Source organism: Pseudofrankia sp. EUN1h (assembly GCF_001854645.1).
Taxonomy (GTDB): Bacteria; Actinomycetota; Actinomycetes; order Frankiales; family Frankiaceae; genus Pseudofrankia; species Pseudofrankia saprophytica.
The window spans coordinates 1-14,381 of record NZ_MBLN01000091.1; the positions used below are offsets into that span (position 1 = coordinate 1).

The window sequence follows — 14,381 nt, forward strand, 5'->3', positions numbered from 1 at the left end:
AGCGGCGGGGGGTGGTGGAGTCGGGACCGGTGGGCTGGCGGGGGATGAAGGTGAGGCCGGCGGTGACGGCGGCGAGGTCGCTGTCGCGGCCGAGCTCCCGCAGCGCGTGCCGGACCTTCTCGTCGTCGGCCCACGGGTCCAGCTCGACGACGAGACTCGGGTCCAGCGGCGGCACCGGGACCTCGGAGATCAGCGGGTGGCGGGGCCGGTCGTCGGTCTCGGTGATACCGAACAGCGCCTCGTGCATCTTCTCGCCGACACCGAGCCCCGTGTAGACGATGTCGATCTTCTGCCCGCCCGGCTTGGCCTCGGCGCGCGCGACGAGCCGGTGTGCCACGTCGTCGATCCGCACGGGTTCGCCCATGTCGAGCACCAGCGCGTCACCGCTGGAACCGAGCGCGCCCGCCTGCAGGACCAGCTCCACGGCCTCCTGCACGGTCATGAAGTACCTGGTCACGTCGGGGTCGGTGACGGTGAGCGGACCGCCCGCGGCCAGCTGGCTGGCGAAGATGGTGAGCACCGAGCCGTTGCTGCCCAGGACGTTGCCGAACCGCACGCTCACGTAGGGAACACCGTGCTCCGCGGCGACGTGCGAGGTGAGCCGTTCGGTGATCCGCTTCGAGTAGCCGAGCACGCTGCTCGGGTCGGCCGCCTTGTCGGTGGAGATGTTGACGAGCCGCCGCACCCCGCTGGCGACCGCCGCCTCCAGGATCGACAGCGTGCCCCAGACGTTGGTCTTCACCGACTCGCCGGGGTAGCGCTCCAGCAGCGGCAGGTGCTTGAGCGCGGCCGCGTGGAAGACGACCTCCGGGCGCCGCTCGGTGAACAGCGCGGTGATCATGTCGACGTCGCGGATGTCGCCGAGCACGACGCTGTCGTCGTCCAGGCGGGTGTGGCCGTAGATCGAGAGCTGGACGGCGCGTAGCGCCGACTCGTCGCGGTCCAGCATGATCAGCTCTGCCGGCCGGTAGGTGTGCAGCTGGCGGCACAGCTCGGAGCCGATCGACCCGCCGGCGCCGGTGACCAGCACCCGTCGGCCGGTCAGGTAGCTGGCGGCGACGGCGATGTCGGTGTGGACCTGGCGGCGGCCGAGCAGGTCGGCGATGTCGATCTCACGGATGTCGCTGACGTCGACGTTGCCGCCCAGCAGGTCGGCGACCCGGGGGAGCACCTTGACCGCGAGCCCCGCTGCCTCCGCGAGCCCGGTGACCTCCCGCAGCAGCGTGGCCTCGGCGCTGGGGATCGCCACGAGCAGCGTCCGGGCGCCGGTCGCCCTCGCTACGGTCTCGATCTGGTCTCGGCCGCCACGGACCCGCACTCCATACAGCTGCAGGTTCCAGCAGCGCGGGTCGTCGTCGAGCAGCGCCACCGGGTAGTACGGGCTGTCGGGGGTGCGCAACATCGCGGCCAGCACCTGCTCGGCGCCCTCGCCCGCGCCGAAGACGATCAGCGCCTGGGTGCCCTCGGGAGTGGGGCGCAGCAGCCGCTCCTCGGTGAGCCGGTAGAGGTAGCGCACCCCGAACATGATCGAGAGGGTGACCGTGCCGCCGAGCGGTGGCACCGACAGTGGCAGCGGCCTGGGCTGGCCGAACGCCGCCACCGCGATCTCCAGCCCGATGACCGTCAGGGTCACGGAGGTGAGGATGCTCAGCACTTCCTCGAAGCCGCCGAACCGATAGCGGCCGAGATAGAGGTGCAGCGCGGTGCCGAGGAAGTGCAGCAGGCAGACGGCCAGCAGCACGATCACCCAGAAGCCGGGGTCGCGCAGCGTGCTGACGTCGAAGTTGGACCGCCCCGTCTGCGCGGCGGCGAGTCCCGCGACCAGCGCGAGGCTGTCGAAGGTGATCTGGAGACCGACCCGCTGGCGTAGCTCGAGGCGCGCCACGAGGCGCGACACGCGGCGCCCGATGGCCGCCGTCCACAGTCGGCCACGCGCGCCTTCTACTCTACGTCTCCACATGACGCCATAGAGTAAGCGCATCCGAAGGTCGATTCGGTGCTACGGATCGGCGGGCACGCGCGGGCGTGGCGAGTCGTACGGCCGTCCCGCCCGGCGGCGCGACGAGGCGGTACGCCGCGACCGGCGCGTCCTCCGTGTCCGGTCCTGGTCTGACCCGGCGGAACAACTAGACGGGGCGGAAAGTGAGCGGACGCGTGGAACTACCGGACCTGGAACCGCGGAACTCCACGTTCCGCGCCTCGCGGCCACGGGACCTGGAAACACGGGACCTGGAAACACGGGACCTGGAGACACGGGCCACGGAGCCACGAGGCCTGGAGCCGAGAGCCGCGGAACCGCGGACCCTGGAGCCGCGGACTCTGGATCGGCTGACTCTGGATCGACCGAGTCTGGATCCGCGGGCTCTGGGCCCGCGGGCTCCCGGCCCGTGGCTCCCGCGGCTGCTGGAGTGGGCGTGCGCTGGGCGGCGCGTCTGGTTCCTCGTCCTCGCCTGCGCGGCGCTGGGCGGGCTGCTCGCCGCGGCGGCCGTCTGGCGGCCGGTCCGGGTCGTCGCGCTCGGCGTCCTGCTCGGCCTGGTCGTCGGCGGCGCGGTGGCGCTGGCACGCCTCCTGCGCGGTCTGCCGGGCGAGCGCGCGCGCGTCGGTGAGCACGACGCCGTCCGGATCACCGGCGCGCCGCTGCTGGGGTCGGTCGCCCAGGAGCCCGACGCGGTCCGGCGCCCGCTGGTCGTGTACGGAAGCCCGCGTTCGCCGCGCGCCGATGCGTTCCGCCGGCTGCGCGCCTCCCTGCCTTTCCTGCACGTGGACGGCCCGCCGCGCGCGGTCGTCGTCACCAGCGCCGTCGGGTCCGAGGGCCGGTCCACCACCTGCTGCAACCTGGCGATCACGGCGGCCTACGGCGGGGCGCGGGTCTGCCTGGTCGAGGCCGACCTGCGCCAGCCGTCGTTCGCCGGCTACCTCGGCGTCGAGCCGTCGCCCGGGCTCACCTCCGTGCTCATCGGCGCCGCCGAGCTGGACGTCGCGACCCGGCCGTGGGGCGCCGGCCGGGTCGGCGACGGGTGGCTCGACGTCCTGCCGAGTGGACCGGTCCCGCCGAACCCGAGCGAGCTGCTGGCCTCGCGTGGCATGGCGGACCTGCTGGAAAGGCTGACCAGTCGCTACGACCTCGTGGTCGTCGACACGCCGCCGCTGCTGGCGGAGGCCGGTACGGCGGTTCTCGCCAGCCGGGCCGGTGGCGCGCTGCTGCTCGCCCGGGCCGGGCACACCCGGTGCGGCCAGCTGCGCGACGCGACGGCGACGGTGGGGGCGGCCGGCGGCCGGGTGCTCGGCACCGTGCTGACCATGGTCCCGGTCGGCGGGCTGGCCGGCCGACCGGCTGGCKAGGGAGCATTCTGGCGCCTCGGTTTCGCGCGCCTGGCCGCGGCTGGCCGCCGCTGGTGGCCGCGCCTCGCGTCGCCCGCGCGTTCGGAGCGCCCGGTCGCCGGCTCCTTCGACCGGGGCGGACCCGGCGCGGCCCCGAGTGGCCGCCCGGCCGGCGTGGCGCGCGCGGGCGACGAGCCGGTCAGCCTCACCGCGATTGCCGAGCAGCGGGCGGCAATGCCCGAGCAGCGGGCGATCGTGCCCGACCACCGCGCCCCCGCCGTCGACGCATGACCGCCGACGAGAGGCGACACGCCCCGGGCGCCTCGGCGCCGACGGCCGACGAGGGCGCGGCGGTCGTCGAGGGCGCGGCGGTCGTCGAGGGCGCGGCGGTCGTCGAGGGCGCGGCGGTCGTCGAGGTCACCGTGCCGGCCCAGGTCTCGCGGGCCGACGTGGCGTCGCGTGGTGGCCCGCCGCCGGCCCGGAAGATGCCGACGCGGCCAGGCGCGACGGGCGGCGACGGCGGGGGTGCGATCGACGGTGGGGGTGCGGTGGTCGGGCGGGTGGCGCGGTGGCCGCGCCGGTTCGCGCGCCGGTTCGTGCGCCGGCCGAGCCGGCGGGCGCTGCTGGTGGGTGCCTGCGTCCTCGGGCCGGTGCTCGCGCTGGCCGGCTGGATTGGCGTGCGCGGCCTGCTGGCCCACTCGGAGCTGAACCGCGCACGGGCGGACATCACCCGACTGCAGCAGCGGCTGCTCGCCGGCGACGTACCGGCGCCCGCGGACCTCGCGGCCGAGGTGCGCCGGATCAGTGACCGGGCCCACTCGGCGGCCGACCTCACTGGCGACCCGGTGTGGTCGGCCGCCACGTACCTTCCCGGCGTCGGCTGCCCGCTGCGGTCCGCCCACTCGTTGACCGTCGCGGTCGATGGCGTGGCGGGCGGCGGGCTGCCCGCCATCGCCCAGGCCGCCGGCACGCTCAACCCGGCGTCGCTGCGGTCGGGCCTGACGATCAACCTGACGGCGCTCGCCCGCGGCAAGGAACCGGTCGCCGCGGCCGCGGCGGCCGTCGAGAGGTTCCGCACGGCACTCGCCGCCGTCCCGGACTGTGGCTGGCTGGGCCGGCGGCTGGGGCTCGCGCCAGCCCGCGCCACCGCCGCCAGCCAGGCCACCCGGCTCGCCGGCTCGCTTGCCGGCCTGAAGCTTGCCACCGAGATCGGGCCACCAATGCTGGGCGCGGGCGGTGAGGCGCGTCGCTACCTGCTGATCGTGCAGAACCCCGCCGAGTCCCGGGCCAATGGCGGCATCATCGGCGGGTTCGGTGTACTGACCGTGCGCAACGGCGAACTCAGCCTCGACGACATCTCGGGGAACGGGAAGCTGCCGCAGCTGCCCCCCGACTCGACGCCGCGGGCCGATGCGCGGCTGCCGGCCGACCTTGCCGCCAGATATGGGCCTTACCAGCCGACTGATATCTGGGCGAACGCCAATCTCACGCCCGACTACCCGACGGCCGGGCGCTTCTACTCCGACCTCTACAAGAGGACCACGGGTATCGACGTCGACGGCACCGTCAGCATCGATCCCACGGCCCTGTCCTACCTGCTCGCGGCGACCACGCCGGCCGTCATGCCGGACGGACGGGTGATCAAGGCGGGCGACCTGGTCAGGCTGGTGGAGTCGGACGCCTACGCGCTCATCAGCGACACCAACGAGCGCGACCAGTTTTTCGCCGATGTAGGCAAGTCCGTCTACCGCGCGGTGACGTCGGGCGTCGGCGGCACGCCGAAGCTGCTCGAGGCGCTCGGCCGAGCTACCGGTGAAGGCCGGCTGCTGGTGTCAAGCGACCACGTCGAGGAACAGGGCATTCTTTCCACCACTCCGCTCGGCGGAGCGTTGCCGAGCGCGCCCGGGCCTTTCCTGGCGGTGGTCACGCAGAACGCGGCGGCCAGCAAGCTGGACTTCTGGATGCGTCGCGCCGTCGGTTACCGGATGGACCCGGCGCCGGGCGGTGGCGGGGTCGCGACGATCGCCGTGCAGCTGCTGAACGATGCTCCGGCGGGCCTGCCCGAGTACGTGCGCTACCGCCTCGATCGYGGCGGGCCCGGGGGAAACCCGGACGCGCAGAACCAAGTCTGGCTGTCGGTCTACACGGGTGTGGGCAGTCGCCTGCTCGGAGCCGCGCTGGACGGCAAGCGGGYGCTGCCCGTCAACGACATCGAGCGTGGCCACTCCGTCGTCTCCATGTTCCTGCCGCTGGACCGAGGCCGGACGCGGACGCTCGTGCTGCGGGTCTGGGAGCCGGTCGCCGGCCCCGCGCTCACTGTGCGTACCCAACCGCTCGTGACGCCGGAGTCGTTCGCCGTCGCCGGGCTCCCCGCCCGGCCACCGTGGTCGCTCACAGCATCGAAGTAACTCCGCAGGGTTCTGGACACTGGCAGTTACGCTAAGTAACCTCCGCGTAGTCAATCGTTCGACTGCTTGCACTGATCACCCGTTGGGGAGTGCCTCGATGAAACTCCGCACGCTAGGCGTCGCGCTGCTCGCAAGCTGCGGGCTCGCCGTCGCCGCCCTACCAGCGACCGCCGCCTTGGCGGTCGATGACGCTCCACCGCTCAGTGACGCGGCAACCAGCGACCCTTCGATCTCCTCTTTGGCGGTCGATGACGGGTCGCTGTTCGACGACAAGCGGGATCTGTTCGACGACAAGCGGAAGAAGGACCCGTACCCGCCGTCGAAGACGTGCGGCGGTCTCTTCGGCCCGCTTCAGGTGAGCCAGACCGTGATCGAGTCCGGCCAGTCGTTGCTGTTCGCGGGCTGTGGCTTCGTGCCTGGCGCATCCGTCGCGCTCAACACCAGCGGAGGCGTCGAAAGCGCCTCAAGCCCGTCGGGCCTCGCGGCTTCGACCGTGTACGCGGACGGCAGCGGTTACATCAGTGGTCAGCTGACCCTGACGGCCGTGGGTACCAACACGATCACCGCGACTGGCCCGGGCTTCCCGGCGGCCGGCATCCTCGGCGACGAGAAGATCGACCCGGTGTTCAAGGACCAGGAAGAGCTTGCCGCCAAGACTGCGCTGGCCGCCGCGCCGATCAACCGGACCCTGACGGCCACGGTCCTCGTGCTCGGCCCCGACGGTTTCGGTGGTCCTGGTGGTCCTGGTGGCCCTGGCGGTCCTGGTGGGCCTGGCGGTCCTGGCGACATCGGTGGCGTCGGTGACTTCGGGGACCCGGGGCTCGGTGGCGCCATCACCGACGGCAAGGGCAACATCACCGTGATCAACGGCATCCCGATCCCGATCCCGATCCCGATCAACGGCTGGAACGACAAGGACGACTGCTTCAAGGACGGCAAGGACGGCCGGAACAACAAGGACGGCCGGACGACGCTGGCTGATGGCATCGACGGCAAGGACGGCCGGAACAACAAGGACGGCATCGACGGCAAGGACGGCCGGGATGGCAAGGACGGCCTGTTCGACGACAAGGACAGGCGCTGCCGTGACGGTGTCGGCGCCGTCGGTGTCGGCGTCGTCGGTGTCGGCGTCGGCGGTGGCGGTGGCGGTGTCGGTGGCGGTGGCGCGACCCCGGCCGGCGGTGCCCTGCCGTTCACCGGTGTCGAGACCGGGGCCATGGCCTCCATCGCCTTCGCCCTCCTCGGCGGCGGTCTGCTGCTCCGGGTCGCGGCCCGGCGTCGGCGCAACACCCTCGGCGCGCACACCGAGGGCTGACAGCACGACCGGTAACACCTACTGGTAACAAGCCAACGGTGGAAGCGGTGCCGCCTCAGCCTCGCTGAGGCGGCATCTCACCAGCCAGAAGCGGCTGGTGGCGCGCTGGTCGAAGGACCAGCTGGCGATACCGGAGGCACAGCGGGCACAGAACGGGCCGCTCCCGCGAATGCGGGGGCGGCCCGTTCTGTGCCCTGGCGGGGCCGGCGTCAGACGCCAGCTCTGGCGGGTCGCCGTCAGGCGCTGCCGTCCGCGCCGCCGCCCGTGCCATCGGCGGGGGAGTGACGGCGCAGGCGACGGCCGAGCGCGGCGATCGGGTCGAAGGACGCGTCAGCCACCCGCTCCTTGAGCGGGATGATCCCATTATCGGTGATCTTGATGTGTTCCGGGCAGACGTCCGTACAACATTTGGTGATGTTGCAGTAGCCGACGCCGGCCTCCGCGCGCAGCAGGTCACGCCGGTCGTTCGTGTCCAGCGGGTGCATCTCCAGCTCCGCGTAGCGGATCATCAGCCGCGGCCCGGCGAACACCCTCTTCTTGTCCTCGTGGTCGCGAAGCACGTGGCAGACGTTCTGGCACATGAAGCACTCGATGCACTTGCGGAACTCCTGGACGCGGTCCACGTCCACCTGCTGCATGCGGTGATGCCCGTCGTCACCGGTCGGCCGACCCGGCGCGAAGGTGGGCACCTCCTCGGCCTTCTCGTAGTTGAAGGCCACGTCGGTGACGAGGTCGCGGACCACCGGGAACGTGCGCAGCGGGGTGATGGTCACGGTCTCGCCGGGCTCGAAGAGGTTCAGCCGGGTCATGCACATCAGCCGGGGCTTCCCGTTCACCTCCGCCGAGCACGAGCCGCACTTGCCGGCCTTGCAGTTCCACCGGACGGCCAGGTCGTTCGCCTGGGTGGCCTGCAGCCGGTGCACCGCGTCGAGGACGACCATGCCCTCCTCGACCTCGACGGTGAAGTCCCGCAGTTCGCCCCCGTCGGCGTCGCCGCGCCACACCCGCATAGCCAGGTCGTAGCCCATCGTCAGGCGTTCCTCTCGTTGTTCGTCCCGGCGACCGGGGGCGTCTCGGGTGGGGTCTCGTCCCGGCCCGTGTCGGCCGGCTGCGGCGGCACGTCGGACGCCGCCGCGGCTGGCGCTGGCGCTGGCGTGGGCGCCGGCGGGTCGAAGAGCGAGGTGAGCTCGGGGGGCATTTCGGGCAGCGGCTCGGCGGCGAGGTCGACGGCGCCGTCGCGCAGCCGGACCACGTGGTTGATCCGGGCGAACACCGGGTCGGTGCCGGGGAAGTCGTCGCGGGTGTGGCCGCCGCGGCTTTCCCGGCGGGCGAGCGCCGCGGTGGCGACGCACTCGGCGACCAGCAGCATCGAGCGCAGGTCGAGCGCCAGGTGCCAGCCCGGGTTGTACTGCCGGTGCCCCTCGACGGCGACCCGCTCGGCACGCTGGCGCAGCTCCCCGATCTCCTTGAGCGCCTGGGTCAGCTCGTGCTCGGTCCGGATGATCCCCACCAGTGACTGCATCACGGCCTGCAGGTCGGACTGCAGCTGGTAGGGATTCTCGGTGTCGCCTCCGGCCGCGGCCCGCTCGAACGGGGCGAGCGCCCGCGCCGTGGTCTCGGCGATCTGGGTCTCGTCGGGCGCCGGGCGGTCGGTCTCGGCGAGCGCCGTCGCGTAGGCGGCGGCGCCGGCGCCCGCGCGCCGGCCGAACACCACCAGGTCGGACAGCGAGTTACCACCGAGCCGGTTCGAGCCGTGCAGCCCGGCGGCGCACTCGCCGGCCGCGTACAGCCCCGGCAGCGTCGTCGCCTGGCTCTCCGGGTCGACCTTGATCCCGCCCATCACGTAGTGGCAGGTCGGGCCGACCTCCATCGGTTCCCTGGTGATGTCGACGTCCGCCAGCTCCTTGAACTGGTGGTACATCGACGGCAAGCGGCGTCGGATCGTCTCCGGGTCGCGGCGGCTGGCGATGTCGAGGAAGACACCGCCGTGCGGCGTGCCGCGCCCGGCCTTCACCTCGGAGTTGATGGCGCGGGCGACCTCGTCACGCGGAAGCAGCTCCGGTGGGCGCCGCGCCGTCTTCTTGTCGGTGTACCAGCGGTCGGCCTCCTCCTCGGTGTCGGCCGTGTCCGCGGCGAACACCTCGGGGATGTAGTCGAACATGAACCGGCGGCCCTCGGTGTTGCGCAGCACGCCACCGTCACCGCGCACGCCCTCGGTGACGAGAATCCCGCGCACCGACGGCGGCCAGACCATTCCCGTCGGGTGGAACTGGACGAACTCCATGTCCATCAGGGCGGCACCGGCGCGCAGTGCGAGCGCCTGGCCGTCGCCGGTGTACTCCCAGGAGTTCGACGTCACCTGCCAGGACTTCCCGATACCGCCGGTGGCGAGTACCACGGCCGGCGCGTCGAACCGGACGAACGTGCCGGTCTCGCGCCAGTAGGCGAAGACGCCGGCGATCCGCTCGCCGCCGGTCGCCGGGTCCGGCGCGGTCAGCAGCCGCTGCACGGTGCATTCCATGAAGACGTCGAGCTTCTTCGCGACGACCCGGTTCTGCAGGGTCCGGATGAGTTCCAGGCCGGTGCGGTCGCCGACGTGGGCGAGGCGCGCGTAGCGGTGGCCGCCGAAGTCGCGCTGGAGAATCTTCCCGTCCGGGGTCCGGTCGAAGACGGCGCCCCATTCCTCCAGTTCCCAGACCMGGTCCGGGGCCTCCTGGGCGTGGATCTGCGCCATCCGCCACTGGTTGAGCATCTTGCCGCCGCGCATGGTGTCGCGGAAGTGCACCCGCCAGTTGTCCTCGGGCCACACGTTGGCCATCGCGGCGGCCATGCCGCCCTCGGCCATCACGGTGTGCGCCTTGCCCAGCAGGCTCTTGCAGACGATGGCGACCCGCGCGCCCTGCTCGTGCGCCTCGATCGCGGCCCGCAGGCCCGCTCCGCCGGCGCCGACCACCACGACGTCGTAGCTGTGTGTCTCGGCTGTCACAGGTGTTTCCTTCTCTCGTTCCTGGCATCTGGCTGGCGGGCTCGAAGCGGCCCAGGCCGCTCCGGCGCCGCCTATGAGATCCAGTGCGCGTCGGTGAGATGGCCGGACGCGACCAGCCAGATGTAGAAGTCGGTCGCCATGATCCACAGCAGGCTGGCCCAGGCGAAGAACATGTGGTGCCGGTTGAGCACCGAAAGCCTGGCCCAGACCCGGCGGCGCAGCGGGGCGGCGGACAGCCGCTTCAGACCACCGCCGCACAGGTGCCGGCACGAATGGCAGGAAAGTGAGTACAGCCAGATCAGCGCCGCGTTGACCACCAGCACGCCGGAGCCCACCCCGATACCGAAGTGGCCGTCGTAGATGAAACCGAGCACGGCGTCGTAGGTCAGCAGCGCGGCGAAGACGACCGCGAAGTACCAGAAGTACCGGTGGATGTTCTGCAGGATCAGCGGGAAGCGCGTCTCGCCCTGGTAGCCACGGCGGAAGTCCGGCACCGCGCAGGCCGGCGGCGCCCACCAGAACGAGCGGTAGTAGGCCTTCCGGTAGTAGTAGCAGGTGAGCCGGAAGCCGAGCGGGAAGATCAGAATGATAATCGCCGGCGACACCGGCGAGATATCGCCGAAGATATGCGGGGTCGCGTTGTCCAGACAGTTATCCGTCAAGCACGGCGAGTAGAACGGCGAAAGGTACGGGTCGTGGAAGTAGTTCCCGTTCCGCAGCGCGGCCCACATTCCGTAGACGACGAATCCCGCGAGCACGACGACGGTTACCAGCGGTTCCACCCACCAGTTGTCCTTGCGCAGCGTGCGCGCGCCGACGGCCGCGCGGGGCGCGGGTACCGGGCGTGAGGTGGCGGCCGGGTCCGCGGTCGGCGCGGGTCTGGTCCGAACGGGCATACATGTCTCCTCGGCTCCTGGCGCCGCGGTTTCGCATCCCCCGCCGGATCGCGCGTGCGCCGACGGGCGTCCCGCGGCGGACGCGGGTACCACGCGGGCCCGCGTACCCGCGGCGCCGCGTGGCCCGTGGCGCGCGGCGGCGCGGACCCTCCGCCCGGACGCCGATACACCATGGCCGAGGCATAGAGGGTCCGTGTGCTGCACATCACGGCCCACGGCGCAGTCTGGCCGATCCCCGATCAGATGGCCAGAGTCTTTGAGGAACGTGTTCTCATCCGCCGCGGACGAATCGCCGCGCGCCGGGCACGGCCTCCCGTCACCGTGCGGGGCTCGCCGACTCCGCCAGGTCCGCGCGTGGCCGCCACCGGGCTGTCGGTCGGGCCGGTCGCCGGGCTGGTTGGCCGGGCTGGTGGGCGGAGCATCGGGAAAGTGCTACAAGTGTGTAAAAGTTTGGRCTGCCATGGCCGTCTGGGCGACTCGGGCTGCCAGGCTGGCTACCTGGCGGAGAACGTCGCCTCGTCCCACGCCACCCTCCGCGTGGGGCGAGGCGGCACCGGATGCTCGCCGACACCCTGTGGACGCCGCGGACCGTGCTCCGTTACGCGTCGGTCGACTGCGCTACCTCGGTCCTTCCGTCTGCCGTCGTCGACCGGACACCTCCGGCTGGAAGCCTTACCGCCGGCCGAAGGAGGTTCCACATGTCTGTCAATCGTCGTCACGTGCTCGGCACCGGTGCCGCCGGCCTGGGCATCGTCCTCACGGGTTCGATCGGCTCCGTTTTCGGTGGTACCGCATACGCGGGGGGTCCACAGGGTGGTCAGGGTAGTCACGGCGACCCGGGCCACGGCCCGGTCTTCAAGGGCTACGGTGACCTCGTCGCCGACCCGAACGGCGTCGTCGACCTGCCCAAGGGCTTCAGCTACACCAAGGTCTCCGTCCAGGGCACACCGCTGGCCGGCGGCGGGCTCAGCCCCACCTTCCAGGACGGCATGCACACGTTCGCGGCCGGCCGCAACACCGCCATCGTGCGCAACCACGAGCTGACCCACGAGGCGAAGTACCCGGTCCCGCACGTCAAGGGCCTCACCTACGACGAGGGCGCGGACGGCGGCAACACCGTCCTCGTCGTCGACGGCGGCAAGCTGCTGTCGGAGAAGGTCGGCCTCGCGGGCACCGTCCGCAACTGCGCCGGCGGCCCGACCCCGTGGGGCACGTGGCTGACCTGCGAGGAGACCGAGCTCGTCCCCGTGGGCGACCCGTTCGCCCCGGACACCGCCAGCCTCCACGACGCGAAGCTGACCAAGCGGCACGGCTACGTCTTCGAGGTCGACCCGTTCGGCCGGCTGCACGACCCGGCGCCGGTGCCGCTCACCGCGCTCGGCCGTTACGCCCACGAGGCCGTCGCCGTCGACCCGAAGACCGGCATCCTCTACCTGACCGAGGACGCCAGCGGCCCGTTCGGCCTCGTCTACCGGTTCCTGCCGAAGCGGCCGCTCGGCGGCCCCGGCAGCCTGCGCGCCGGCGGCAAGCTGCAGGCGATGTTCGCGGGCGGCCTCGCCGACCTGTCCGGTGTCACCGAGATCGGCACCAAGCTGGCGGTGAAGTGGGTCGACGTCCCTGACCCGGACGCCACCACCACGTCGGTGCGCAAGCAGTTCACCGCGGGATCCGTCTCCGTGGTGCCGAAGGCCGAGGGCATCTACTTCCGGGACGGCTCGGCGTACTTCGTCTCCAGCTACGCCAAGGCGGCACCCGCCGCCGGCCTGCACGAGGGCCAGGTCTGGAGGTTCGACCCGAAGCGGAGCACCATCGAGCTGGTGGTGCGCTTCGCACCCGGCGGCACGTTCGACGGGCCGGACAACATCCACATCTCCGCCTGGGGCGAGATGATCCTCTGCGAGGACGGCGACGGCGACAACCACCTCGTCGTCATCGGCGACGACGGCAACCCCTACCCGCTGGCCCGCTCGGTGAGCCAGGCGGAGTTCGCGGGCGCCACCTTCTCGCCGGACGGCAAGTACCTCTACGCCAACATCCAGGAGGACGGCGTCACGGTTGCCATCAAGGGCCCGTGGCAGTCCGACCGCCACTAGCGGTCCAACAGACCGCCCCGGTGGTCCGCAGACCGGCCCGGTGGTCCCGTAGACCGGTCCCGTAGACCGCCACTGGTGGTCCCGCGGCTCCCGTAGCGCGGATGGCCCGGCCTGGGGGGACGTTTCCGTCCCGGGTCGGGCCTTCCTCGTCCGCAGGAGCCGTCGGGCGGTCCGGCGCGGCCGAGTACCCGGTCGGCCACCGCCAGGTGAGATATGCATTGTTCGTGGTGAACCCAGCGCGATCACCGTCTCAGGAAGTCCTGCGGCTGGCCGGCCCGGTGCTGGTCGGGCCCGAGGACGTCCGTGACGAGCTGTGGGTGGTCGGCGGGAGGGTCACCTTCTCCCGGCCCACGGCACCGGCCGAGACGGTACGTGGCTGGGTGCTGCCCGGTCTCGTGGACGCGCACTGCCACGTCGGCCTCGACGCGCATGGCGCGGTCGACCAGGAGACCACGCTCGCGCAGGCGCGCGCGGACCGGGACGTCGGCGCGCTGCTGCTGCGCGACGCCGGCTCCCCGGCCGACACCCGCTGGATCGACGACCGCGAGGACCTGCCCCGGCTGGTGCGCGCCGGCAGGCACATCGCGCGGACCCGCCGCTACATCCGCAACTACGCCGAGGAGATCGAGCCCGACGGGCTCGTCGCCGAGGTCGGGCGGCAGGCGGAACGCGGCGACGGCTGGGTGAAGCTCGTCGGCGACTGGATCGACCGTTCCGTCGGAGACCTCGCCTCCTGCTGGCCGGCGGACGCCGTCGTCGAGGCGATCGCGGCGGCGCACGCCGCCGGCGCCCGAGTGACCGCGCACTGCTTCGCCGAGGACGCGTTGCCCGACCTGGCCGCCGCCGGCATCGACTGCGTCGAACACGCCACCGGCCTCACCGACGACACCGTCGCGCTGTTCGCCGCCCGCGGCATCGCGATCGTGCCGACGCTGGTCAACATCGCCACGTTTCCCGGCATCGCGGCCGACGCCGAGGCCAAGTACCCGCGCTACGCCCAGCACATGCGCGCCCTGCACGCCCGCCGGTTCGAGACCGTCGGCGCCGCCTACGACGCCGGCATCCCGATCTACGTCGGCACCGACGCAGGCGGTTCCCTGCCGCACGGACTGGTCGCCGCCGAGATCGCCGAGCTCGTCCGGGCCGGCCTGCCGCCGGAGGCCGCGCTCGACGCCGCGACCTGGTCGGCCCGCGCCTGGCTGGGCTTCCCCGCCCTGGAGGAAGGCGCCCCCGCCGACCTCGTCGTCTACCCGGACGACCCCCGCGCCGACATCGCCGTCCTCGCCGCCCCCGACCTGATCATCCTCCGCGGCCACCCCGTCGCCGGCACCACCACCCCGGCAGCCCCACCGACCCCCTGAC

Annotated in this window: 9 protein-coding genes; 5 read left to right on the plus strand and 4 right to left on the minus strand. The window is 72.2% G+C overall.

What is annotated here, in order from left to right:
• A partial coding sequence (locus BCD49_RS34790; protein ID WP_035925525.1) for a nucleoside-diphosphate sugar epimerase/dehydratase occupies positions 1-1,960 on the minus strand: 1,960 nt, incomplete at its 3' end.
• A 194-nt stretch (positions 1,961-2,154) separates the two neighbouring features.
• Here BCD49_RS34790 and BCD49_RS34795 point away from each other — a divergent pair.
• The 3 genes from BCD49_RS34795 to BCD49_RS43835 all read left to right on the plus strand — a co-directional run bounded on the left by BCD49_RS34795 (position 2,155) and on the right by BCD49_RS43835 (position 7,044).
• Complete coding sequence (locus BCD49_RS34795) at positions 2,155-3,612, plus strand: CpsD/CapB family tyrosine-protein kinase (RefSeq protein ID WP_071042360.1); 1,458 nt, start codon at positions 2,155-2,157, stop codon at positions 3,610-3,612.
• Positions 3,609-5,729 (plus strand): DUF4012 domain-containing protein, encoded by a 2,121-nt coding sequence (locus tag BCD49_RS34800; protein ID WP_083401881.1) that lies wholly within the window; start codon positions 3,609-3,611, stop codon positions 5,727-5,729. The genes BCD49_RS34795 and BCD49_RS34800 overlap by 4 nt, the downstream gene beginning before the upstream one ends.
• Before the next feature lie 97 nt (positions 5,730-5,826).
• Positions 5,827-7,044 (plus strand): hypothetical protein, encoded by a 1,218-nt coding sequence (locus tag BCD49_RS43835; protein ID WP_007518996.1) that lies wholly within the window; start codon positions 5,827-5,829, stop codon positions 7,042-7,044.
• Between the two features lie 236 nt (positions 7,045-7,280).
• Here BCD49_RS43835 and BCD49_RS34810 read toward each other — a convergent pair whose 3' ends face one another.
• The 3 genes from BCD49_RS34810 to BCD49_RS34820 form a co-directional block, all read right to left on the minus strand.
• Complete coding sequence (locus BCD49_RS34810) at positions 7,281-8,072, minus strand: succinate dehydrogenase/fumarate reductase iron-sulfur subunit (protein ID WP_007518998.1); 792 nt, start codon at positions 8,070-8,072, stop codon at positions 7,281-7,283.
• A gap of 2 nt (positions 8,073-8,074) precedes the next feature.
• Positions 8,075-10,030, minus strand: a complete 1,956-nt coding sequence (locus BCD49_RS34815; protein WP_071042361.1) for a fumarate reductase/succinate dehydrogenase flavoprotein subunit — start codon at positions 10,028-10,030, stop codon at positions 8,075-8,077.
• A gap of 71 nt (positions 10,031-10,101) precedes the next feature.
• Positions 10,102-10,926: a hypothetical protein gene (locus BCD49_RS34820; protein ID WP_007519000.1), complete on the minus strand. Its 825-nt coding sequence runs from the start codon at positions 10,924-10,926 to the stop codon at positions 10,102-10,104.
• 698 nt (positions 10,927-11,624) lie between these two features.
• Here BCD49_RS34820 and BCD49_RS34825 point away from each other — a divergent pair.
• Entirely contained in the window at positions 11,625-13,019 is a 1,395-nt protein-coding gene (locus BCD49_RS34825; RefSeq protein WP_007519001.1) for an alkaline phosphatase PhoX, read from the plus strand.
• A gap of 101 nt (positions 13,020-13,120) precedes the next feature.
• Complete coding sequence (locus BCD49_RS34830) at positions 13,121-14,380, plus strand: amidohydrolase family protein (protein ID WP_007519002.1); 1,260 nt, start codon at positions 13,121-13,123, stop codon at positions 14,378-14,380.
• The last annotated feature ends 1 nt before the right edge of the window (position 14,381 follow it).

Bases quoted from the DNA above. Each gene is read 5' to 3' on its own strand.
- BCD49_RS43835 (WP_007518996.1), top strand. From the start codon at position 5,827: ATGAAACTCCGCACGCTAGGCGTCGCGCTGCTCGCAAGCTGCGGGCTC.
- BCD49_RS34810 (WP_007518998.1), bottom strand. From the start codon at position 8,072: ATGGGCTACGACCTGGCTATGCGGGTGTGGCGCGGCGACGCCGACGGG.
- BCD49_RS34820 (WP_007519000.1), bottom strand. From the start codon at position 10,926: ATGCCCGTTCGGACCAGACCCGCGCCGACCGCGGACCCGGCCGCCACC.
- BCD49_RS34825 (WP_007519001.1), top strand. From the start codon at position 11,625: ATGTCTGTCAATCGTCGTCACGTGCTCGGCACCGGTGCCGCCGGCCTG.
- BCD49_RS34830 (WP_007519002.1), top strand. From the start codon at position 13,121: ATGGCCCGGCCTGGGGGGACGTTTCCGTCCCGGGTCGGGCCTTCCTCG.